The sequence below is a fragment of the Pseudomonas sp. MG-9 genome (genome assembly GCF_018729515.1).
Taxonomy (GTDB): Bacteria; Pseudomonadota; Gammaproteobacteria; order Pseudomonadales; family Pseudomonadaceae; genus Aquipseudomonas; species Aquipseudomonas serboccidentalis.
In genome coordinates, this window is sequence record NZ_JAHHZH010000009.1 from 247,563 (window position 1) to 269,295 (window position 21,733).

A 21,733-nucleotide genomic window follows, 5' to 3' on the forward strand; every position below is an offset into this window, starting at 1 on the left:
CTGACCGGCAACGACGTGATCAACGGCACCGGCAACAACCTCAACAACACCCTGACCGGTAATGACCAGGCCAACACCCTGGACGGCGGCCTGGGTGCCGATACCATGATCGGCGGCGGTGGTTTCGATACTTACTACGTCGATAACGTCGGTGATGTGGTGATCGAAACCGACGCGACCCCAAGTGCGACCGACCGGGTGTTCGCATCCATCGACTACACCCTGACTGCCAATGTCGAAAATCTGCTCCTGACTGGCAGCGCCAACCTCACAGGCACAGGCAACGATAGCAACAACCGCCTGGTGGGCAACGATGGCGCGAACATCCTCGACGGCGGCCTGGGGAACGATACCCTTGAAGGCGGCCTGGGGAACGACACATTGATCGGCGGCCTGGGCACCGACTCTCTGACGGGCGGAAGTGGCGCGGACCGGTTCGTGTTCAATGACTGGAACGAGTCCGGAATCGGTAACCTGCGCGACGTCATCACCGACTTCAACAGCGCGCAAGGCGACAAGATCGATCTGACGAAGTTTGATGCCAATCTGTTGAGCGAAGGCATCAACGGTTTCAACTTCATCGGTGCAAATGACTTCACCGGTGCAGGTCAAATTCGCTTCGTTGACCACGTACTCTCGGGTAACGTCAGCGGGAATTCCGGTGCCGACTTTGAAATCCAGTTGGTGGGTGTGAACAGCTTCAGCGCCAACGACTTGGTGGCCTGATACAGCACGACACCCGATCTGCTTGCGGATCGGGTGCAAACCAAAACGCCCTGATTGATTCAGGGCGTTTTGGTTTGTGTGAGTGTCACATCAAAACTACGTCAGAACCCCCAGGGCTTTCGCCCTCGCCACTGCTTGCGTCCGCCGCTCAACGCCCAGTTTGCTGTTGATATGACTGGCGTGGGTTTTCACGGTATGCAACGAAATGAACAACTGCTCGCTGATTTCCTGATTCGAGCACCCCTGAGCGATCAGATGCAGAACCGCCAGCTCTCGAGTACTGAGTTGTTCCGTTGACCCGGGTTCCATAATGGTCCGGGTGACCGGTTGCGGAAAATGCGCGAGCAGTTGCTGGCTGACAGCTGTCGAAGCGATCGATACCAATTGCCCGCGTAACCAGTCGCCATGCTCTTTCACCAGTAAATCGAACGGCTGCACCACGCCACCGCCAGCCGCCTCCAGCGCATGGCTCAGTGCTTTTCTGGCCTCCGGCTCACGTCCGCCCGCCAGCATCAGCGCCACTGTCTGCGTCAACGCCATCACACTGAGCAACTGCCGGCCGGTTTGCTGGCCGTTTTCATGCAATGCGTTCAAACGCCCTTCGGCGAGCATGGCGTTCCCTTGAATCGTGTCAAGCAACGCCTGTTGCAGTTCAACATGCAAAGGCAGTTGTGGATGAAACTCTGGCGGCGCGGCAGCACGCTCGCCCGTGTAAGTCTGTCCAAGACGCGCCAGCCACGCCTCGGCCAGATCGGTACGGCCCTGCGCCAGCCACAGTTCGCATTTGACCAGGGTGATCATCGCCAGATAGTAGATCGGTGGCACATCCCAGATGTGCATCAGGCGCTCGGCTTCGGCGAGCTCGGCAAAGGCCTTGGCAAACTCGCCGGCGCTGCCGTCCAGACGGGCGATCACGCAGTGGCCGATCAACACACTGATATCGCGGCAGGCCCGCGCCTCGCTCAGGCCACTCAGCAATCGAGCCCGGGCCTTCTGTGGCTGCAAGCGCATCGACAGCAGAAAACCTTCATACAACGTCAGCCGCGCACGCACCGCGTACAGACGTTGCGCCGACAGCCCGCGCAGACGCTCAAGGCCTTGGTGGACCTCATCCAGTGCGCGCAGAATCTCGCCACGGGCCTGTAATACCCGCGCCCGATCATAATGCGCCAGGGCCTCGAACAACGGGTTGCCGACCCGCTGCGCCAGCTCGAGGGATTCGCGATTCAAGCCCCTGGCCCGCCACAGGTCACCGTCGGCAATCGCCAGATTGGATAACGTAGACAGGCACATCAGGCGTTGCCCGTAACGCTTGACCGGCAGGCTGTCCAGCGCCTCGCTGCAATAGCGTTGGGTCAGCTCACGATGCCCGCGCCCACGGGCAATGATGCCGCTGAGCGCCAGCCACTGCGCGAGCATCGACTTCTGCGCAGAGGCCGAGGGCGCCGGCAGAAACCGGCTCAGATGACTCGACAACTCTTCGGCAGCATCGAGCTGACAGGCCAGCCCCAGCGCCCAGCTGTACAGCACGATCAAGCGTGGCGTGCTGATCAGAAGGCTGTCGGGCAAGTCCATTTTCCAGCGCAGCAGCATGCCGACGTTCTGCTCGGCGAGTAGTTGTTCCTCGGACAGGTTCTGCACCAGATTGGCCGCGACATCCAGATGACCGGCGCGCAAGGCCTGCTCCACCGCTTCATCCAGCAAGCCTTGGGCATTGAACCAGCGGCAGGCGCGCAGATGTAACGTCGCCGCCGGCACCAGGGTCTGAGTGATCGGTCGGCTGCGCAGCAGATCGGAAAACAGATGGTGGTAGCGATACCAGTGACCGTGTTCGTCCAGCGGCACCAGGAACACTTGATGCGCCAACAGAAACCGCAGGATTTCAGCGCTGTCGTGGGCTTCGCGCACCGCATCGCACAGCTCGCTGCAAAAGCGCTCTTGAGGGGCGGTGTCGTAGAGAAACGCCTGCACCTCGGCCGGCAGACAATCGATGACTTCTTCCAGCAGGTAATCGCGGATCAGCCCCTCCCCGCCGTTCAGCGCAGGTGGCAACGCCGCCTCGCTGCCGGCTTCGGAGACCGCCAGCAACCAGAAACGCAACCCGGCCACCCAGCCTTCACTGCGCTGGATCAGGTTTTCCAGAGCCTCGCCACGCAAGGAACTGCTGTGCCGGTCGAGCAGCGTCAGGGCTTCATCGTGGGTCAGGCGCAGATCCTGTTCATGCAGTTCGAGCAACTGGCGCGACAGGCGCAAACGCGCCAGATGCCAATCCGGACGCTGACGGCTGGTGACCATGACCAGCAAGCCGTCGGGCAGGTGATTGAGGAAAAATTGCAGGCAGCGGTCGAGCACCGGCCCTTGGGCGAGATGGTAATCGTCGAGCACCAGCAACAGCGGCGCGGTCGGTTGCAGTTGCAGCGCCAGTTCATCGAGCAAGCCGTCGAGCCACTCTTCAAAGGCGAACGGCTGGTGGCGCTGGCGCATCTTCAACAGGCCGAGCGCGCGGCTGCCCAGGTCCGGAAAGTAATCCTGCAAGCCTTCCAGCAATCGCTCGAGAAACCGCCCCGGATCGTTGTCCCGCGGGCTGAGGCCCAGCCAGAGGCTTTGCCAGTGCGCCGGCAGGCTTTGGCAGAACTCCACCGCCAGCGAGCTCTTGCCGAAACCTGCCGGGGCGCAGACCAGCAACAGACGTCCACCGAGCCCGGCGCTCAGGCGTTCACACAGACGCGGTCGCAATACGTAACCATCGGGCAACGGCGGGCGAAAAAAACGCCCGTCCAGTGTCGCAATGGTGACGCTTGCAGGACCCGGTAGCGGGGACAGATCAGTCATGGCCGGCTCTTGTTTGAATGGCGGTTGGCGGCGTAGCGGATGTCCGCAGACTAGCGGTAAACGTAGAGGGTTTGAAGGTTATTGCTACAAATGGCTACAAAAAGACTACAGGCCAGCAGGCGCACCCCTGCAGAAGCTGCCGAAGGCTGCGATCTTTCAGGATCAAAAGATCGCAGCCTGCGACAGCGCCTACACAAAATCGAAACGAAAAAAAAACGCCCCGAACCAGTCGGGGCGTTTTTTCGAGGATGCGGCCTCGGGTCAAAGCTTAGCGGATACCGTCCTGGCCCAGGTTGCCCGGCTGGAATTCGCTCTTGGTGGCAGAGAAGCCGAAGTCATACGCCGATTTCTCTTCGTTCTTCATGCCCAGCGCCAGGTAGCGGCCCGATTGCAGGTCGTACAGGGCCTCCAGCGCGTACCATGGCACTTGCTTGTCGTAGTAGTCCTCGGCATGCGCCTCGGCAACGCGCCACAGCTGACCGCGACCGTCGTAATGATCGATGACCGCTGCCTGCCAGGTGTCTTCGTCGATGTAGAAGTCACGTTTGGCGTAGATGTGGCGCTGACCTTCCTTCAGTGTTGCCACCACATGCCAGACGCGGCGCAGCTCGTAACGGGTCAGGTCCTGGTTGATGTGACCGGCCTTGATGATGTCGGCGTACTTGAGGGTCGGCGAATCGATCTTGTAGCTGTTGGAGGCGATGTACATCTCTTTCTTGCCTTCAAGCTTCCAGTCGTAACGATCCGGCGCACCGTTGTACATGTCCAGGTTGTCGGAGGTCCGCAGACCGTCCGCGGCAGTGCCCGGACCGTCATAGGACACTTGCGGTGCCTGACGTACGCGGCGCTGCCCGGTGGCGTAGACCCACGCCTTGCGCGGTTCCTTCACCTGGTCGAGGGTTTCGTGCACCAGCAGCACGGTACCGGCCAGACGTGCCGGCGCGGTCACTTTTTGCTTGAAGTAGAACAGGATGTTGCCCGGATTGGCCGGATCGTAGTCCTTCATCTTGTCGCGGAACACGAACTGGTCCTGGAAATACACCAGGCTGAACGAGCCGTTGGTTTGTGGCGTCGCCTGGGTCACCAGACGGGTCACGCTGCCACCGCGATAACGGGTGATGTGGTTCCAGATCACTTCCAGGCCGCTTTTCGGAATCGGGAACGGCACGGCGGTGTCGAAGTTTTCCAGACCGTTGCCACCGGCCACCAGATTGGTGGTGGTGGCGTTTTTCTTGATGGCGGCGAACACGGCATCCGGCACGGTCGAGCCGCGATGGGACGGGTAGACCGGCATCTTGAAGGTCTCCGGGTAGCGCTTGAACATCGCGTACTGACCCGGCGCAAGCTTGTCCTTGTACTGGTCGACGTTCTGCGCGGTGATGGTGAACAGCGGCTTTTCACTGCCGAACGGATCGGACAGGAAGCCCTTGCTGTCGACCGTGCCGGCATTTTTCGGCAGCGGTTTCCAGGCCGGGATCGAACCGTCGGCGTTGCCGGCCATTTCAGCGCCCATCGGGGTCAGGCTCTTGCCCAGCTTGTCGGCTTCGGCAGCTGGAACGGCCGCCATGACGCTGGTCGCCAGCAACGACAATCCCAGAACACCGGCGTGGAACAGACTCTTTGTTATTTTCATATGTATGTTCGTCCTGAAAAAACTCTGCTTAGAAGTTCACGCCAACACTGAGGGCAACGAAGTCACGATCATCCACGGTCGTGTAATCGCCACCAAAGAAGTTGGTGTAGGCCACACTCGCCGTGTAGGTGTTCTGGTATTCGGCATCCAGCCCGAGGCTGATGGCCTTGCGACCTTCCTCGAAGTTGCCGCCTGGGCCTGGCGAGTAACCTTTCACGTCATGCGACCAGGCCACGTTCGGCTTGAGGTTCACACCGGCAAACACATCGCTGTAATCCCAGATCGCGCGAGCGCGATAGCCCCACGAGGTAGAGGTGGTGAAACCGTCGTTGTTGCAGTTGCTGGAAACGTTATCGCGCGAAGCACCCGGACCGGCACCGTTGATGGTCGAGGTGTTGAGGATCTGCGAGCAGGTGTTGAGGCCACCGGTCGCCGGCAATTCACCCGGCCCGAACACCGGGTCGCGGCCGTAGCGCGCTTCGGACTTGCTCTCCAGACCACCGACGTGAGTCACGCCGACCTCACCCACCAGGGTCAGACGGTTGGCGCCCATCACCTGATCGAAGAAGTGCGTCAGGGTGGTTTGCAGTTGAGTGATCTCTTTACGGTTGTAACCGTGCAGGTCCTGGCCCGGTACACCGTTGAGGACCGACGCATTGGTCAACGCGCCACCGATCGGACGCACGCCGGCGAACAGGATGTCGGTGGAGTTCAACTGCACCGGCGCATTCGGCCGGTAGCTGACCTCACCGCTCCACGCCGTACCGGTAGGCAGGGTGGTGGAGAAACTCAGACCGTAGAGGCGAATGTCTTCAGGGTATTCGATGAAGTATTGCGAGTTGCCCGCGACCACCAGTGGCCCCAGCGCCCGGAACGGGCCAGGCAATGCTGCCACGCCGTTATAGATCGACTGTGGCGCACCGGTGGCGCTGAAGATCGGCGCACGGCTGTGGTAGTTCATGAAGTAGGCACCGAACTCGGTGGCCAGCGGGTCGAACATGTACTTGGCGGAAACGCCCCACTGCCCGCTGTCTCGCGCGTTGCGGTTAGGCGCACGACGTACCAGCACACCCTCGTCGTTGACGTCGACGCCGGCGTTGGCCAAAGGACCGAGCGCAATGCCCGGAATGGTCGAACGCTTGTTCAGTACCCGCAGGTTGTCGTCGCAACCGGTGGTCACGATGTCCGGCTGCGAGAAGAACGTGCCGCAGTTGTCGGTCACGGTCTTCTGCCAGTCGATCTGATAGAAACCTTCGGCCGAGAGGTTTTCGGTGATGCTCTGCGACACGTAGAACATATTGACCGGGATCAGACCTTCCTTGATCTCGGCACCCGGACGGCGGAACGCGGAAACGTCGATCGGGTTGATCGAGTTGATGCCGCCACCGATGAAAGTACTTTCACCCCAGTTCACCACCTGCTTGCCCAGACGCACCGAACCCGGCTCATCGGCAATCGAGTAGTTGTGGTAAACGAAGGCGTCGAGGATCTGCCCACCCGAAGAACGCGCCGCGACATCGCGGTTGTGGTTGCTGACGTCCTTGTATTCCAGATCCTGGTTCTGCAGCGCGAAGTCGTACCAGTATTTGCCCCGGACGAAGACCCCGGTGTCGCCGTATTTCAGTTCGAGATCATGGATGCCCTTGAAGATCTTCGAGAAGGCTTGCCCGCTCTTGAAGTTCAGGTGGCCGTTATCGGAGGTCTGGGACAGGCCCTTGCCGCCGTTGTTGACACCAATAAGATCCTTGTTCGGCTGCTGAGTCGAAATACTCATGCCCAGGGAGAGCGAGGAATCGAACTGACCTTCGATCTCACCGACGTTGAAACTGACGCCGAATGCGGGCCCGGCGAGCGTAGAGGCAAGACTGACGGCCAGAGGCAGTTTAGCCCGGCGCCAGAACTGGTTTACTGAGGTCATCGACGCTACTCCATGTGCATTATTGTTATGGCAGTGAGTACTTTTAAAAACGTCTGGAAGACCGGGAGCCAATAGCCGCCCGACGTCACTCCAAAGTTGCATCGCCCCTGTTCGTGCGTGTGCCCCGTTCTTAAAAATCCTTGAGTGGACTATAGCCAGCAGGTGGTACTGCTTGATCCCTCTAAAGTGTGATTTGCAGCTGCCGGCCACTCTGGAACAGTCCTTTCGCCAGTCCGACGCATGTCGGCACCGCAAGGATGGCTGAAAATTCGGATTTAACAAGCCAAGCGCTTGCTTGGAAGGTCTGGCGCGCCGGTTTCGGCGCGCCAGCAGGCACTCAAAGTGTCGAGAGAAAGGTGCTGTTGTTGGCCTGCCATTCGGTGATGTCGAGGCGGATGCGCTTCTTGTCGAGTTTGCCGACACTGGTCTTGGGAATTTCCGTAACAAGGGCGATCTGGCTCGGAATCGCCCACTTGCTCAGGTGCCCCAACTCCACGAATGGCTTGAGGTGTTCCTTGAGCTCGCGCGCACCGATCTCGTGCCCTTCGCGGATCACCAGCAGCGCAAACGGCCGCTCGCCCCACTGCGGATCGGCGATGCCGACCACTGCTACTTCACGTACCGCCGCGTGACGACTGATCAGGTCTTCAAGGTCCAGAGAGGAGATCCATTCGCCACCGGTCTTGATCACGTCCTTGATCCGGTCGCGGATGTCGATCACGCCCATGCTGTCGAGCGTTGCCACATCGCCGGTGTGCAGCCAGCCGCCGGCCCACAGCTCGGCGCCCTTCTGCGGTTCATTGAAATAGCCTTCGGTGAGCCATGGCGCACGCAACACCAGTTCGCCCTGGGTTTCGCCGTCGGCGGGCAGAAAGTTGCCTTCGGCGTCGACGATCGCGGCCTCCACCAGCGGCCCCGGCACACCGGCCTTGATCCGGTAAGTGGTGCGCTCGTCTTCGGTGCCGGCCATCAGTTCGTCGTTCAGATGCGCACACGAGACCAGTGGCCCGGTCTCCGACATGCCGTACGCCGCCGTCAGCTGAATGCCCCGGGCCTTGGCGGTTTCATACAGCGTGCGGTTGAGCGCACTGCCGCCGATGACAATTTTCCAGCCGCCGAAATCGGTGCCCTGCGCGCCTTTGGCGTTGAGCAGCATTTGCAGGATGGTCGGCACGCAGTGGGAGAACGTGACCTTCTCCTTGCGCCACAGCTCGACGAGGAATTCCGGGTCGTAACGTCCCGGATAAACCTGCTTGAGCCCGAGCATGGTCGCCACGTACGGCAAACCCCAGGCGTGCACGTGGAACATCGGGGTGATCGGCATGTACACGTCGTTGGTGCCGAGCAGGCGCACGCTGTCGATCGCGCCCATGATGGTCGACACGCCCATGGTGTGCAGCACCAACTGCCTATGAGTGAAGTACACGCCCTTCGGGTTGCCGGTGGTGCCGGTGGTGTAGAACGTGGTGGCGACCGAGTTTTCGTCGAAGTCCTGGAAGTCGTACTGCGCACTCGCGGCGGCCAGCAATTGCTCGTACTCGCCGACCAGGTTCGGCAGCTCGGCAGTCTTCTCCGGCAGATCGGTCAGCAGCAGGGTTTTCTCCACCGTGGTCAGGTGCGGCGCGATGGCCTGGTACAGCCCGACAAACTCGCTGTTGACCAGCACGAAGCGATCCTCGGCGTGGTTCATGGTGTAGAGGATCTGCTCCGGCGACAGGCGTACGTTGATGGTGTGGATCACCGCGCCGATCATCGGAATGGCGAACATGCATTCCAGGTAGCGATGGCTGTCCCAGTCCATCACTGCCACGGTGTCCCCCGCCTTCACCCCGGCCGCCGTCAACACGTTGGCCAGCCGTGCCACCCGCTCGATCAGGGTCGGATAGCTGTAGCGCAACTGGTCTCGGTAGATGATCTCGCGGGTTTTCTCGTAACGGGCGCCGGACATCAGCAGCCGTTTGATCAGCAATGGATACTGGTAGGCCCCATCGGCCGGGGGAATGACGCGAGTCTGCAACATATGAATCCCTTTTCTGGCTGCACGGTGTTGGCGTAGAGAGCATTACTCTAGAGCCGTTATACCCCAGCCAAATCAGCCAAAGGAATGATTTGCAGAGCCGTACAAATGCTAGCTTTGCGCCAGCATTTGCCGGTATTCAGCGCCGATCAGGCCGTTTGCCCTACAGCCGCTTCGGAAGGTGTGCGTGGGAAAACCACGGCAGCGAGGAAGGTCAACGCGCCAAATCCCGCCAGAATCAAGTAAAGCCCGACAAAACCATGGCGCGGTTCGACATAGGCAATCAGCGGAATCGCTGTCGCACTGGCGCCGAACGACAGGCAATAACGCAGGGCGAATACCCGTGACTGCCACTGCGGCGCAACGAAATTGGCGACCATCGAGTCGTTCACTGTCACCTGACCGAACACCACGAACATGAACGCCGCACCGAGCACGATCACCGCCCAGCCATCGACATACGCCATGGCGTACAACAGCGGCGCCTGAAACAGCGTCAACACGATAAACGGCCATTTCAGGCTGACTCGGTGCAACACCTGGCCGATGCTCAACTGCGCCACCGCACCGAAGGCGTACGCCAGGCTGACCACCACGCCAAGGGTTTGCGGCGAGGCGAACACATCATGCAGACGTTCCTGAAACAGCTTCGGGTAAGTCATGGTCGTGGCGTTGAACACCACGCCACCCGTGGCCGTCGCCAGCGCCAGCACCGTGAACACCATGACCATCGAAATGCGCCGCCCGGCAGCGCCCTTCAGTGCGGTGTGTGGACGCTGCGGGATCGGTTCTTCACGTACCTGCAAGGCAAAGCCGATCCCCAGCACGATCGCCACCACCCCCGGTAACACAAAGGCCGAACGCCAGCCGAATTGCGCCACCAGCAACCCGGTGATCAGCGCCGAAAACGCCACGCCGAGGTTGCCCCACATGCCATTGATACCAATCTCCCGCCCGCGATTCTGCGCGTAGGCCACCAGCATCGCGGTGCCCACCGGGTGATAGATCGCGGCGAAAATGCCGATCAGGGTCAGCCCGATCACCAGCATCGTCGGACTGGTGCTCAGCCCGGTGAAGATCGCCGAAGCGCCAATACCGAAGAAAAATACCAGCATCATCTGCCGCCGGCTCCAGTGATCACCCAGCCAGCCGGCCGGTAGCGAACACGCGCCAAAGGCAATGAAGCCGCCCAGCGACAGGCCGATCAGCGCGGCATAGTCGAGGCCGAAGGCTTGGGTCATGCCGAGCACGGCGGCGGGAAAAATCAGCATGAACATGTGATCGATCACATGGGCAGCGTTGACGTAGCGTATGACGTTTCGAGATTGATTCATGGCGGCACGCTTGTGTTTGTTATGGGCGGAAGGTTGTCAGCGGCTTTATGCTAAGTTGGCGAAAAAGCGCATACCTGCCAACCAAGTCATCGAATCCGACATGTTGATCAGCCATTTCGAACACGGCCCGGTGAGTGCCTACCCCCGGGATTATCTGGACGGCGCGCACCAGCCGCTGCACCTGCACCGCGAGGCGCAGTTGCTGTATGCCGTCAGAGGGATCATGCGGGTGGTCACCGACCTCGGTGCCTGGGTGATTCCGCCGAGTCGTGCGGTGTGGATTCCGCCGCAAGTCGCACACGAGATTTTCATGTCCGGCGACGTGCAGATGCGCTCGCTGTTCATCGCTCCCGAACTGTCCCCGGCGAGCCTGCAACAGTGCTGCGTGCTGGCGGTGACGCCGCTGCTGCGCGAGTTGATCCTGCGCGCCGTGCAGGGCCCGCCGCATGCGGACAATCCGCTGATCCAGCAATTGATGCTGGAAGAACTCGCCAGCCTGGAAAACCTGCCGCTGCACATTCCGATGCCCACTGACCGACGCCTGCAGAACATCTGTCTGGCGTTGCTGCACACACCGGATCACCCCAACACCCTGGAAGACTGGGCGCAGCAGGTCGGCGCCAGCTCACGTACCCTGGCGCGGCTGTTCCAGCGACAACTGAAGATGAGTTTCAACGCCTGGCGCCAACAACTGCGCCTGATGGAAGCCCTGCCGCGCCTGCTCGCCGGGGACAGCGTGCAGAGCGTGGCGCGGGACTTGGGTTACGGCAGCGCGCGGGCGTTCAGCGCGATGTTTCGCCGTTTGCTCGGGGACAATCCCCGGGATTATCTGCATACCCTGAGCAAGCTGAGCGAACTCGTGTAGGAGCTGTCGAGTGAAACGAGGCTGCGATCTTTTAATCCTCAAAGACAAGATCAAAAGATCGCAGCCTGCGGCAGCTCCTACAAGTGAGTGTTGGTCAATGCATCTCGGTGAACGCGAGTTTCACACCGATGGCGACCAGCACCGCGCCCATGGTGCGGTCGAACCAGTGGCCCATGCGGGCGAAACCGGCGCGCACGCGTTGCTGGCTGAACAGCATCGCCACCAGGCAAAACCAGATCGCTGTTGCAACGGCGAGGTACACCCCGTACCCGGCCTGCACCGCCAGCGGGGTGTGCGGGTTGATCACCACGGTGAACAGCGAGAGGAAGAACAGCGTGGCTTTCGGGTTCAGACCATTGGTGACGAAGCCCGAAGTGAAGGCACCGCGCGCGGTACGCACACCGGTTTCCTTGTGCAGATCGTCAGTGACGGTTTTCGCCGGTTGCGCGCGCAAGGCCTTGAAGCCGATGTACAGCAGGTAAGCCGCGGCGGCCCATTTCAAGGCGTTGAACAGCACGATCGATTGCGACACGATCAGGCCGATACCCAGCAGCGAATAACCCACGTGCAGAAAAATCGCCGAGCCCACGCCCAGTGCCGTCCAGGTGCCGGCGCGGCGACCATGGGTCACGCTCTCGCGCACCACCACGGCAAAGTCCGGGCCGGGGCTGGCCACGGCCAACAGATGGATCAGTGCAACGGTCAAGAACTCGGTCCAGTACATGGGGGCTCCTTTGGGGCGGCTTGGTCAGGAAATCTGTAGGAAACACAGTCCTGTGGTGAGGGGGCTTGCCCCCGTTCGGCTGCGCAGCAGTCGTAAGTTCAGCCGGTTTCAGGACCGCTTCGCGACCCGACGGGGGCAAGCCCCCTCTCCACAGGCGATGCCAGCAAGCATTAGGCATGAGACTTCAGCGCTCTGCGTAACCAATTGTTTCATCTGGTAGGCTCGGCAGATTACGCCTTCCGTTCACCGCACAAAAGGTACAGTTGATGACGAACCCGCGCCGCGCCGTATTCCTCGATCACCCGTCTCTGGATCTTGGCGATCTCGACCTCAGCCCGTTGCGTGCCTGCTTCAGTGATCTGCAACTGTTCGCCCAGACCTTGCCCGAACAAGTCAGCGAACGCCTGCACGGTGCCACCGTGGCGATCACCAACAAGATCCGCATTGACGCCGCCGCAATGGCCGCCACCCCTGATCTGAAGCTGATCCTGATCACCGCCACCGGCACCAACAACGTCGACCTGGAAGCGGCCCGCTCCCACGGCATCACCGTGTGCAACTGTCAGGGTTACGGCACACCGTCGGTGGCGCAGCACACGATCATGTTGCTGCTCAACCTCGCCACCCGCCTCGCTGACTACCAGAAAGCCGTCGGCGAAGGTCGCTGGCAGCAAGCGCAACAGTTCTGCCTGCTGGACTACCCGATCGTCGAGCTGGAAGGCAAAACCCTCGGCCTGCTCGGTCACGGCGAACTCGGCGGCGCGGTCGCGCGGCTGGCCGAAGCGTTTGGCATGCGCGTGCTGCTCGGGCAGATTCCCGGCCGCCCCGCCCGCCCGGATCGTCTGCCGCTGAACGAATTACTGCCGCAGATCGACGCCCTGACCCTGCACTGCCCGCTGAACGAACACACCCGCCATTTCATCGGCGCCCGCGAACTGGCGGCGATGAAGCCCGGCGCATTTGTAGTCAACACGGCCCGTGGCGGTTTGATCGACGAACAAGCCCTGGCTGACGCATTGCGCAATGGCCATCTCGGCGGCGCGGCCACCGATGTGCTCAGCGTCGAACCACCGGTCAATGGCAATCCATTGCTGGCCGCCGACATTCCGCGACTGATCGTCACCCCGCACAACGCCTGGGGCAGTCGCGAGGCGCGGCAGCGCATCGTCGGCCAATTGACCGAAAACGCGCAGGCGTTCTTCAGCGGTAAAGCGCTGCGGGTCGTCAGTTGATAAACTGCGGCACTTTTTTCCAAGGAGCAGTTATGGATCCGCGCAGTGAAGTACTGCTTCGTCAGGCCGAGTTATTCCAGGGTTCGCTGTTGTTGGCCGGGTTGCCCGCCGACGATTTGCTCGGGCGCCTGCCCAATGCCTTCGGCTGGTGCTGGCACGCCGGCGATCAGGCCGCACTCGATGCGCGCTTCGAAGGTCGCAGCCATTTCGGCGTGAACGTGCCGGAGCGTGAGTTCGACAGCGCCGTGGTGTTTTTGCCCAAGTCCAAGGACTTGACCGACTACATCCTCAACGCCGTGGCTGCGCGTTTACCGGGGCGTGAGGTGTTTCTGGTCGGGGAAAAGCGCAGCGGCATCGAGGGCGCATCGAAACAGCTCAACCCGTTCGGCAAGCCACGCAAACTCGACAGCGCACGCCATTGCCAGCTGTGGCAGGTCACCGTGGCCAATGCGCCTGAAGCCAAATCGCTGGAAAGCCTGGCGCAGACTTATGAGCTGCCACTGGCCGAAGGCCCGTTGAAAGTCATCAGCCTGCCGGGCGTGTTCAGCCACGGTCGGCTGGATCGCGGCAGCGCCCTGCTGCTGGAGCATCTGGACAAACTGCCAAGCGGTCATCTGCTCGATTTCGGTTGTGGCGCCGGGGTCCTGGGCGCGGCGGTCAAGCGTCGTTATCCGCACAATCAGGTAACCCTGCTCGACGTCGATGCCTTCGCCGCCGCCAGCAGTCGCCTGACATTGGCGGCCAACGGTCTGGAAGCCGAGGTGCTGACCGGTGACGGCATCGATGCCGCGCCGATGGGTTTGAACGCGATTCTGAGCAACCCGCCGTTCCATGTCGGGGTCCACACCGATTATTTCGCCACCGAGAACTTGCTGCGAAAAGCGGCCAAACATCTGAAAAACGGCGGCGAACTGCGGCTGGTGGCGAACAGTTTCCTGAAGTACCAGCCGCTGATCGAGGAGCATCTGGGCGTGTGTGCGATCAAGGCCGAAGGCAATGGCTTCCGGATCTATCGGGCCAAGCGCGGCTGAAAATTAGCACTTGCCGAATGGATTCTGCCTAGGCAGAATCCGCTCCGTCCTAGGGGAGTAGTCTCCCACGAGCGCCAAGCTCGTCCGGCATACGTCAACATACTTGATCCTCAGATCATGGCGTATGCGACCCAAGCGTCCGCACCAGACGGATCGCAGGGTTTGACAAGACCTATGACACGCACACCTTACCCGGGGCGGGAAGGCTGTACGTGTCATAGCCGTGTCGACCCGCCCCTTAGGAAAATCCTGATGCTGGACTCGTTACTCGTTCCCACCGCAATCGTTGCCTTGGCCGAAATCGGCGACAAGACGCAACTGCTCGCGCTGATTCTCGCCGCTCGCTTTCGCAAACCCTGGCCGATCATCGCCGGTATCGTCGCCGCGACCCTGGCCAACCACGCGGCAGCCGGTGCGGTAGGCGCCTGGTTCGGCAGCTTCTTCTCCGATTCGGTGCTGCACTGGATTCTCGCCGCGAGCTTCACCGCCACCGCACTGTGGACGTTGGTCCCGGACAAAATGGACGACGATGAAGCCAGTACCGCACGCAAATTCGGCCCCTTCCTGACCACGCTGATCGCGTTCTTCCTCGCGGAAATCGGTGACAAGACGCAGATCGCCACCGTGATGCTGGCGGCGCAATACCCTGAGCTGTGGCTGGTAATTATCGGCACCACCCTGGGCATGTTGATTGCCAACGTGCCGGTGGTACTGGCGGGTAACTTTGCCGCGGAGAAATTGCCACTGACCTTGATCCGTCGCCTGGCGGCTTCGGCGTTCTTCATTCTGGCGATCGTTGCGGTGTACAAGGCGATGCAGAGCAGTGGCTGGATTTAAAGCAGCTTCAAGCTTCAAGCAACGAGCTGCAAGCCAAGCGCGTCTGCTTTGACTTGCAGCTTGCAGCTTGCAGCTTACTGCTTGCTACTGTTGTAAAGCGGCATGACCTTCGGAATCGCCGCCTGCAACGAGGCGATCCGGCTGGACGAGGCCGGGTGGGTGCTCATGAATTCCGGCGGTGCGCCTTCCGAAGCCTTGCTCATCTTGTTCCACAAGGTGATCGCCGCATTCGGGTTGTACCCGGCGCGGGCGGCCAGTTCGAGGCCAATCAGGTCGGCTTCGTTTTCGTTGGCGCGGCTGTTGGGCAAGGTCATGCCGTAGTTGGCGACGGTGTCGGCCAGCGCCAGGCTGTCCTGACCCAGACCCAACAACGCGCCAGCACCCTGCTTGGCCATCTCGATCCCGTAGGCCTTGGACATCGCTTCACGACCGTGCTCGCGCAGGGCGTGGGCGATTTCATGGCCCATGACCGCGGCGATTTCATCGTCGGTCAGCTTCAGGCTGTCGATCAGCCCGGTGTAGAAAATGATCTTGCCGCCAGGGCCGCAGTTGGCGTTGAGCTCATCGCTCTTGATCAGGTTGACCTCCCACTGCCATTGCGCCGCATCGGGACGGAAGTTCGGTGCCTGGGCGATCAGCCGGTTGGCAATCGCCTGAACCCGCCTGGCCTCCGGGCTGGTCTTGTCCAGCACACCTTTGCTCGACGCTTCGCCAACGGTCTTCTGATAGGACTGGGCATACATCTGGTCGACCTCTTGCGAGGACAGCATGCTGAACATGTACTGCTTGCGCTCCACCCCCACGGCTCCGCCGCTGGTGGTGTTGACCGACTGACAACCGGCCAGCAACAGCGCTGCGCTCAGTGCACTTACAACCAATGTCTTGTTCATTCAAAAGCTCCCTGAAAACATGCCGCGTATCCTAGGCGGGTAATTGTATCGACGCCAGATACAACAGACGTGTTGCACCGTCTTTCGGACGTTTCCCACCCCTGCTGTCGTAAAAAATTCACTGAGCCCGGCAAGCCTGCTGTCACTGCGTCGCGCACCGATCCATTTGCGACATCCCCCGCCCTTTGTTCCGCTCAACGCTCATGGCGCAATGCCTGCTGCCGATACAACAGCGCAGACGTCCTCTTGCGTGCGGAGCTCCCATGAAGTTCAAGTCGATCCAGTTTTCCGTCGCCGCCCTGGCCGGCGCCATCGTCCTCAGCGTGGTCGCTGCGCTGGTGCTGTACGCGCTGTTTTCCGGCGCTCGTACGCAAGAGATGGTGCAACAGCGCACCCAGGCGCAATTCGAGCAAGTCATCGAACAACGCCTGACTTCGCTGGCGCAGACCCAGGTCAGCCAGATTCAGCGCGAACTCGAAGCGCCGCTGCTGATTGCCGGCGGCCTGGTGCGGGTCAACGCCTTGCTCGGCACACCGGACGCCGATGGTCAGCCGAAACTGACCGTCAGCCGCGAGCAACTGATCAATCTGATCAAGGAAAACGTCGAGAAGAACCCGAAGATTCTCGGCACTTACATCGGTTGGGAAAAAAACGCCCTTGATCACAACGACGCCGCCTACGTCGGCACCCGCGTGGTCGGCATCGACGCGACCAACGGGCGCTTCCTGCCATGGTGGTTCCGCAATGACGACGGCACCTTGGGCCTGGACAAACTGGTGGACGTCGACGACCAGAAAGTCCTGTCCACCGGCGTGCGCGCCAGCGAGTACTACCTGTGCTCGAAAGAGAGCAAAAAAGCCTGCGTGATCGATCCGGCACCGTACAAGGTCGGCGACAAAGTCGTCATGCTCGCCTCCTTTATTGAACCGATCATGCTCAACGGCGCGTTCCAAGGCATCGTCGGCGCTGACCTGTCGGTGAACTTCATCCAGGAAATGCTCCTCGCTGCCAACCAGAAGCTTTACAGCGGCGCCGGGCAAATGGCCCTGATCGGCGGCAATGGCCGGATCGTTGCCTACACCAAGGACCCGAGCAAATTCGGTGAGAAGGTCAGCGACATACTCGACGCCGAGCAGATCGCCAACCTGACCAATCTCAAGCGCGGCGAAGTCACTTATTCCGTCAACAAGGACAAGGGCCGCATCGAGTTGTACCTGCCGTTCGGCATCGGCCAGACCGATGCGCGCTGGACCTTGATGCTGCAACTGCCACTGAACGCGGTGATGGCGGATCTGCAGAAGCTGCAGGGTGACCTCGATGCCCAGCGCAAATCCGATACCTTCGGCATGGCCATGGTCGGCCTGATCATCGCCGGCGTCGGTCTGCTGGTGATCTGGCTGGTGGGCCACGGCATCGCACGTCCGCTCAAGCAAATGGTCGCCATGCTGGATGACATTGCCAAAGGTGAAGGCGATCTGACCCGCCGTTTAAGCAGTGATCGCAGCGATGAACTGGGCTCGATTGCCAAGGGCTTCAACACCTTCCTTGCCAAGTTGCAGGCAATGATCACGCAAGTGGTGACGTCGGTGCAGAGCGTCAGCGATTCCTCGGAACACACCGCCGACATCGCAATTCGTACCAACATCGGCATTCAGAAACAAATGGCCGAGATCGACCAGGTCGCCACCGCGGTGCAGGAAATGACCGCGACTGCGCAGGACGTGGCACGCAACGCCACCCAGGCCGCGCAAGCCGCCAGCCATGCGGATCAGGCCGCCGGCCAAGGTATGCAGATTGTTCGCGACACGTCGGATTCGATTGGCGTGCTGGCGGTGGAAATCGGCAAGGCCGTGGAAGTGGTGCAGACCCTGGCCAAGGACAGCGAGAACATCAACGCGATCCTCACCGCGATACGCGGGATCGCCGAGCAGACCAACCTGCTGGCGCTGAACGCGGCGATCGAAGCGGCGCGAGCCGGCGAGCAGGGGCGCGGCTTTGCGGTGGTGGCGGACGAGGTGCGCAATCTGGCACAGAAAACCCAGAAGGCCACCGAAGAAATCCAGAGCATGATCCAGCAACTGCAACAGGGCACCCGCGACGTGGTGCGGGTCATGGAAGACAGCCAGCACCGCACCGACGAAAGCGTGCAGCATGCAGCGAAAGCTGCTGAAGCGCTGGAGACGATTACCCAGGCGGTGTCGGTGATCAACGACATGAACACGCAGATCGCCAGTGCGGCGGAAGAGCAAAGCGCGGTGGCTGATGACATCAACCGCAACGTGATCAATATCGGTCAGGTGGCCAATGAAGTGGCGGGCGGTGCGGATGAGTCGAGTTCGGCGAGTGCCGGCCTGACCAAACTGGCGGAACAGCAGCGACGGTTGATCAATCAGTTCAAGGTTTAAGGGCAAGATCAAAAGATCGCAGCCTGCGGCAGCTCCTACATGGGGATGTGCGTTTCCCTGTAGGAGCTGCCGCAGGCTGCGATCTTTTGGCTTTTTGCATCAACCCGGAGTCAGGCACTCCGGCCCATTGAGCTTCGGATCATTGATCAAGTTCGCCAGCACCCGCTCGCGCAACGCTGCGGGTTCACTGGCGAGCAAGCCCTGCAGCACATGCAGCGGCGTCTCGGGATCAAGCCAGGCCGCCTGCCCCGTCTCATCGAGAATCAGCGGCCGGCGCTGACTGGCTGCCGGCTGGGTGATCACCGCCGTGCTCAGCCACACCTGCTCCTGCACCGGATACGCTTCCCAGATCGCCGCGAAAAACAGCGAGGAGCCCTCCCCCGGCGTCAGCCAGTACGGGCGCTTGCGCACGGTGCCGCGCCATTCGTAGAAACCGTTGGCCGGCAACAGGCAGCGACGCAGACGTAGCGCTTCGCGAAACATCGGTTGCTCGGCCACGGTTTCGGCCCGGGCGTGGGCCGGGGTGCGCGACAGGTCGGTCAGCCACGGCGGCGTCAGGCCCCAACGGGCGCGGGCCAGCGAGCGCTGGCCGTCGGCCTCGGCGCGCAGCATCAACACCGAATCATTGGGGGAAATGTTCCACTGCGCCTGTTGATCGGCGGGAAAACCAGGCAGGGCCGCGAAATCGCGGTTCCAGCGAAACAGGGCATAACGTCCACACATGGGGCAACACGACTCAGAAGTAAAACGAACGCCAGCCTAACAGACCAGCGTCCCGGGGAAGCTCTCCGGTTCATCGCCGGGCAGCGGCAGCGCGGCATTGTACGCGGTGATCAGTTCGCGGGCGTATTCGGCCTGATCGTTATCGACCGACAGGCCGAGCAGGCCAAAAATCGGCAACTCCCCCGTGCCGCCGAGCAGATCCCGGCCCACCAGATGCGCTTCGATGCCCTCGCTGGCGAGCATGCCCTTGAGCATCTCGCCTTCCATCAGGCTTTCCGGCTCGTAGATTCGCTGCATGGGTGGCCCTCACTCGTTTTCGCTAAACACTTCCAGGTGCCACTCACCTTCGTGAACCTGCAAAACAAACTTGATCGGTCGACAACACACCTGGCAGTCCTCGATATAGGTCTGATCGCCACCGGACAGGTCCAGCGTCGTCTCGACCTCTTCACCACAATACGGACATTCATACAGTGCGCTTTCCAGCATCGCGGTCTCCCAGGTGACTTGTGCGTATAATCGCCGGTCTATTTGCAGGGCTATTTTTGTCTGGCTACTTTTTCAGACCGTGCCCCGTGGGTTTTCGATCAAAACCTTTACTTACCCTAGCCGTTTCCCAACAAGAGAGCATGATGGGCGAATTCGATGCCATCCGACCTTACGACGACAGCGAAGTACCTGTGGTACTGGCAAGACTGCTCGGCGACAAGGCGTTTCTAGATATCCTCACCCACTTCCGCTTCCCGCGTTTTGCCGGTGCCTTCGGCTGGATGCTCAAACCACTTATAGCCCATCGGCTGCGTCGTGAGTTCGCCGACGTGACATCGGTGGCGACTTTGCAGGACAAGGTCGAGTCCTACGTCGACCACACCATCGAGCGCGCCACCGACGGCGTGACCTACACCGGTGTCGAGCAATTCAAGTCCGGCAGCGCTTATCTGTTCATCGCCAACCACCGCGACATCGTGATGGACCCGGCCTTCGTCAACTACGCCGTGTACCACGCCGGCCTGCCGACCCCGCGTATCGCGATCGGCGACAACCTGCTGCAAAAGCCCTTCGTCAGCGACCTGATGCGCCTGAACAAGAGCTTTATCGTGCACCGCTCGATCACCGGGCGCCGCGAGAAGATGGCCGCGTATCAGTTGCTGTCGGCGTACATCAACCACTCGATCCGCAACGATTGCGCCTCGATCTGGATCGCGCAGGCCGAAGGCCGGGCCAAGGACGGCGACGACCGTACCGAGTCGGCGATCCTCAAGATGTTCCACATGAGCCGCAAGGACGAGCCCTTCGGCGAGGTTATCCAGTCGCTGAACCTGACCCCGGTGTCGATCAGCTACGAATACGACCCGTGCGATCAGGCCAAGGCCCGCGAGCTGTACATCCGCGCCACCACCGGCACCTACGCCAAGGCGCCGGGCGAGGATGACGTGAGCATTGCCAAGGGCATCACCGGCTACAAGGGCCGGGTGCACGTGAACTTCGCCGCGCCGATCACCGAACTGTTCGAAGACACCAAGCAATTGGCGGTCGAAATGGACAAGCAGATTCTCGGTGGTTATCGCCTGTTCCCGGTACATTACCTGGCGTACGCACAGTGGGCCGATGCCGATCCGCAACTGAACGTGCCGAAAGCGGCCGAGTTGTTCCCGGCCGATGAACTGGCCAAGGCGCAGGAAGAATGGCAGAGCCGACTGGACGCCTGCCCTGAGGAGCACCGTCCGTATCTGGTGCTGCAATATGCGACGCCGGTGCGCAATCAGTACCGGGTCAAGGCTGGGCTGCCGTTGTAAAGCAACAGCAAGATCAAAAGATCGCAGCCTGCGGCAGCTCCTACATGAATCCCCTGTAGGAGCTGCCGCAGGCTGCGATCTTTTGCTTTTAGAAGCGGGTGCTGATCCAGGAGACGATCAGGGCCAGGCCAAGGCAGGCAAAACCAAAACGGTAGAAAAACCGGTTCATGCGCAACGTCGCCCAATCCAGAATCGGTTCGGCGTTCGGTTGGGCCTGGCGCTGAGCGGCGATGCTGGCCATGGCACGTTGTTCACGACGGCGGGTCGCGTGCAGCAGCCAACTGCCCGGGAAGGCCAGTGCCAGCGCCAGCAGGTTGATCAATTTGGCGGGATGGGCGGTAAACAGCGTCATCAAATGCAACGACATCACAGACCTCGAAACTGAATCGGTGTGGCAGACGCCCGATCGACGGCTGCGGCGCGGATTCTACCGAAACGCTCCTGCACTGCCCTAGCCTTTGCGACAAATAACATGACAATCGACCGATGGCTGTCCTGTGTCACGGCTTCGTCATTTGGATCGGCCACCATGCGCGCCTCGAAACACACATGGAACGCGACATGCTTCACGCAGAAAATCAGGATCGTCTGTACCTCATCATCCCGACCGACGAACAACAGAGCCTCGTCGGCAGCCTCGCCTTCAATGTCCAGGACCGCCACTGGCTGGTGTATTGCGCCCTTGGCGGGCATCAGCACGCGGATTTGCCGGAGACTGATCTGCTGACGGGCGTGAGTGTTCTCGACTTCTATTCACAGGCAGCCTGAAC

At 60.9% G+C, this 21,733-nt stretch carries 19 protein-coding genes, 1 pseudogene and 1 riboswitch; of the genes and pseudogenes, 9 read left to right on the forward strand and 11 right to left on the reverse strand.

Going from position 1 to position 21,733, the window contains the following annotated elements; genetic code table 11:
* A partial coding sequence (locus KKQ10_RS23160; RefSeq protein WP_215502359.1) for a type I secretion C-terminal target domain-containing protein occupies window positions 1-726 on the forward strand: 726 nt, incomplete at its 5' end.
* Between the two features lie 96 nt (window positions 727-822).
* Here KKQ10_RS23160 and KKQ10_RS23165 read toward each other — a convergent pair.
* The 5 genes from KKQ10_RS23165 to KKQ10_RS23185 form a co-directional block, all read right to left on the reverse strand.
* Window positions 823-3,558, reverse strand: coding sequence for a winged helix-turn-helix domain-containing protein (locus KKQ10_RS23165; protein ID WP_215502360.1), 2,736 nt, complete (start codon window positions 3,556-3,558; stop codon window positions 823-825).
* A gap of 268 nt (window positions 3,559-3,826) precedes the next feature.
* The gene (locus KKQ10_RS23170) at window positions 3,827-5,191 is read right to left on the reverse strand and encodes a DUF1329 domain-containing protein (RefSeq protein WP_127652361.1); all 1,365 of its coding nucleotides are present in this window, start codon (window positions 5,189-5,191) and stop codon (window positions 3,827-3,829) included.
* Between the two features lie 28 nt (window positions 5,192-5,219).
* Window positions 5,220-7,109: a DUF1302 domain-containing protein gene (locus tag KKQ10_RS23175; RefSeq protein ID WP_127652362.1), complete on the reverse strand. Its 1,890-nt coding sequence runs from the start codon at window positions 7,107-7,109 to the stop codon at window positions 5,220-5,222.
* 337 nt (window positions 7,110-7,446) lie between these two features.
* Window positions 7,447-9,129 (reverse strand): fatty acid--CoA ligase, encoded by a 1,683-nt coding sequence (locus KKQ10_RS23180; RefSeq protein WP_127652363.1) that lies wholly within the window; start codon window positions 9,127-9,129, stop codon window positions 7,447-7,449.
* A gap of 146 nt (window positions 9,130-9,275) precedes the next feature.
* On the reverse strand, window positions 9,276-10,460 hold the full coding sequence (locus KKQ10_RS23185; protein WP_127652364.1) for an MFS transporter: 1,185 nt from the start codon (window positions 10,458-10,460) through the stop codon (window positions 9,276-9,278).
* Between the two features lie 100 nt (window positions 10,461-10,560).
* Between KKQ10_RS23185 and KKQ10_RS23190 the strand changes: the two genes are divergently transcribed.
* On the forward strand, window positions 10,561-11,325 hold the full coding sequence (locus KKQ10_RS23190; protein WP_215502361.1) for an AraC family transcriptional regulator: 765 nt from the start codon (window positions 10,561-10,563) through the stop codon (window positions 11,323-11,325).
* A gap of 94 nt (window positions 11,326-11,419) precedes the next feature.
* On the opposite strand, the gene KKQ10_RS23195 is transcribed toward KKQ10_RS23190, so the two are convergent.
* Window positions 11,420-12,049 carry a LysE family translocator gene (locus KKQ10_RS23195; RefSeq protein WP_127652366.1) on the reverse strand — a complete coding sequence of 210 codons (630 nt, stop codon included), beginning with the start codon at window positions 12,047-12,049 and terminating at the stop codon, window positions 11,420-11,422.
* A gap of 266 nt (window positions 12,050-12,315) precedes the next feature.
* On the opposite strand from KKQ10_RS23195, the gene KKQ10_RS23200 reads away from it, so the two are divergent.
* From KKQ10_RS23200 to KKQ10_RS23210, 3 genes are all read left to right on the forward strand, one after another.
* Window positions 12,316-13,281 (forward strand): 2-hydroxyacid dehydrogenase, encoded by a 966-nt coding sequence (locus KKQ10_RS23200; RefSeq protein WP_215502362.1) that lies wholly within the window; start codon window positions 12,316-12,318, stop codon window positions 13,279-13,281.
* Window positions 13,282-13,313: 32 nt separating this feature from the next.
* Window positions 13,314-14,312 carry a methyltransferase gene (locus KKQ10_RS23205; protein ID WP_003228088.1) on the forward strand — a complete coding sequence of 333 codons (999 nt, stop codon included), beginning with the start codon at window positions 13,314-13,316 and terminating at the stop codon, window positions 14,310-14,312.
* A gap of 39 nt (window positions 14,313-14,351) precedes the next feature.
* A riboswitch (yybP-ykoY riboswitch) is annotated at window positions 14,352-14,476 on the forward strand.
* A gap of 88 nt (window positions 14,477-14,564) precedes the next feature.
* The gene (locus KKQ10_RS23210) at window positions 14,565-15,149 is read left to right on the forward strand and encodes a TMEM165/GDT1 family protein (RefSeq protein WP_134787312.1); all 585 of its coding nucleotides are present in this window, start codon (window positions 14,565-14,567) and stop codon (window positions 15,147-15,149) included.
* Between the two features lie 74 nt (window positions 15,150-15,223).
* Here KKQ10_RS23210 and KKQ10_RS23215 read toward each other — a convergent pair whose 3' ends face one another.
* Window positions 15,224-16,039 carry a M48 family metallopeptidase gene (locus KKQ10_RS23215; protein ID WP_215502363.1) on the reverse strand — a complete coding sequence of 272 codons (816 nt, stop codon included), beginning with the start codon at window positions 16,037-16,039 and terminating at the stop codon, window positions 15,224-15,226.
* 1,352 nt (window positions 16,040-17,391) lie between these two features.
* On the opposite strand from KKQ10_RS23215, the pseudogene KKQ10_RS28845 reads away from it, so the two are divergent.
* Window positions 17,392-17,589: pseudogene (locus tag KKQ10_RS28845) on the forward strand (HAMP domain-containing protein); the annotation flags it as partial.
* Between the two features lie 111 nt (window positions 17,590-17,700).
* A complete protein-coding gene (locus KKQ10_RS28850) occupies window positions 17,701-18,444 on the forward strand; it encodes a methyl-accepting chemotaxis protein (RefSeq protein ID WP_425518817.1) in 744 nt (247 codons plus the stop codon).
* A gap of 99 nt (window positions 18,445-18,543) precedes the next feature.
* Here the strand turns inward: KKQ10_RS28850 and KKQ10_RS23225 are convergent, their stop codons facing one another.
* Genes KKQ10_RS23225 through KKQ10_RS23235 form a run of 3 tightly spaced genes read right to left on the reverse strand, consistent with a single transcriptional unit; the run spans window position 18,544 to window position 19,656 of the window.
* Window positions 18,544-19,167, reverse strand: coding sequence for an SOS response-associated peptidase (locus KKQ10_RS23225; RefSeq protein WP_215502365.1), 624 nt, complete (start codon window positions 19,165-19,167; stop codon window positions 18,544-18,546).
* Window positions 19,168-19,203: 36 nt separating this feature from the next.
* A complete protein-coding gene (locus tag KKQ10_RS23230) occupies window positions 19,204-19,464 on the reverse strand; it encodes a putative signal transducing protein (RefSeq protein WP_215502366.1) in 261 nt (86 codons plus the stop codon).
* A 9-nt stretch (window positions 19,465-19,473) separates the two neighbouring features.
* Entirely contained in the window at window positions 19,474-19,656 is a 183-nt protein-coding gene (locus KKQ10_RS23235) for a CPXCG motif-containing cysteine-rich protein (protein WP_215502367.1), read from the reverse strand.
* 143 nt (window positions 19,657-19,799) lie between these two features.
* On the opposite strand from KKQ10_RS23235, the gene KKQ10_RS23240 reads away from it, so the two are divergent.
* On the forward strand, window positions 19,800-20,963 hold the full coding sequence (locus KKQ10_RS23240; RefSeq protein ID WP_174823809.1) for a 1-acyl-sn-glycerol-3-phosphate acyltransferase: 1,164 nt from the start codon (window positions 19,800-19,802) through the stop codon (window positions 20,961-20,963).
* A gap of 88 nt (window positions 20,964-21,051) precedes the next feature.
* Here the strand turns inward: KKQ10_RS23240 and KKQ10_RS23245 are convergent, their stop codons facing one another.
* Window positions 21,052-21,330, reverse strand: coding sequence for a hypothetical protein (locus tag KKQ10_RS23245; protein ID WP_007967709.1), 279 nt, complete (start codon window positions 21,328-21,330; stop codon window positions 21,052-21,054).
* A gap of 194 nt (window positions 21,331-21,524) precedes the next feature.
* Between KKQ10_RS23245 and KKQ10_RS23250 the strand changes: the two genes are divergently transcribed.
* Window positions 21,525-21,731, forward strand: coding sequence for a hypothetical protein (locus KKQ10_RS23250; RefSeq protein ID WP_215502368.1), 207 nt, complete (start codon window positions 21,525-21,527; stop codon window positions 21,729-21,731).
* Window positions 21,732-21,733: the final 2 nt, after the last annotated feature.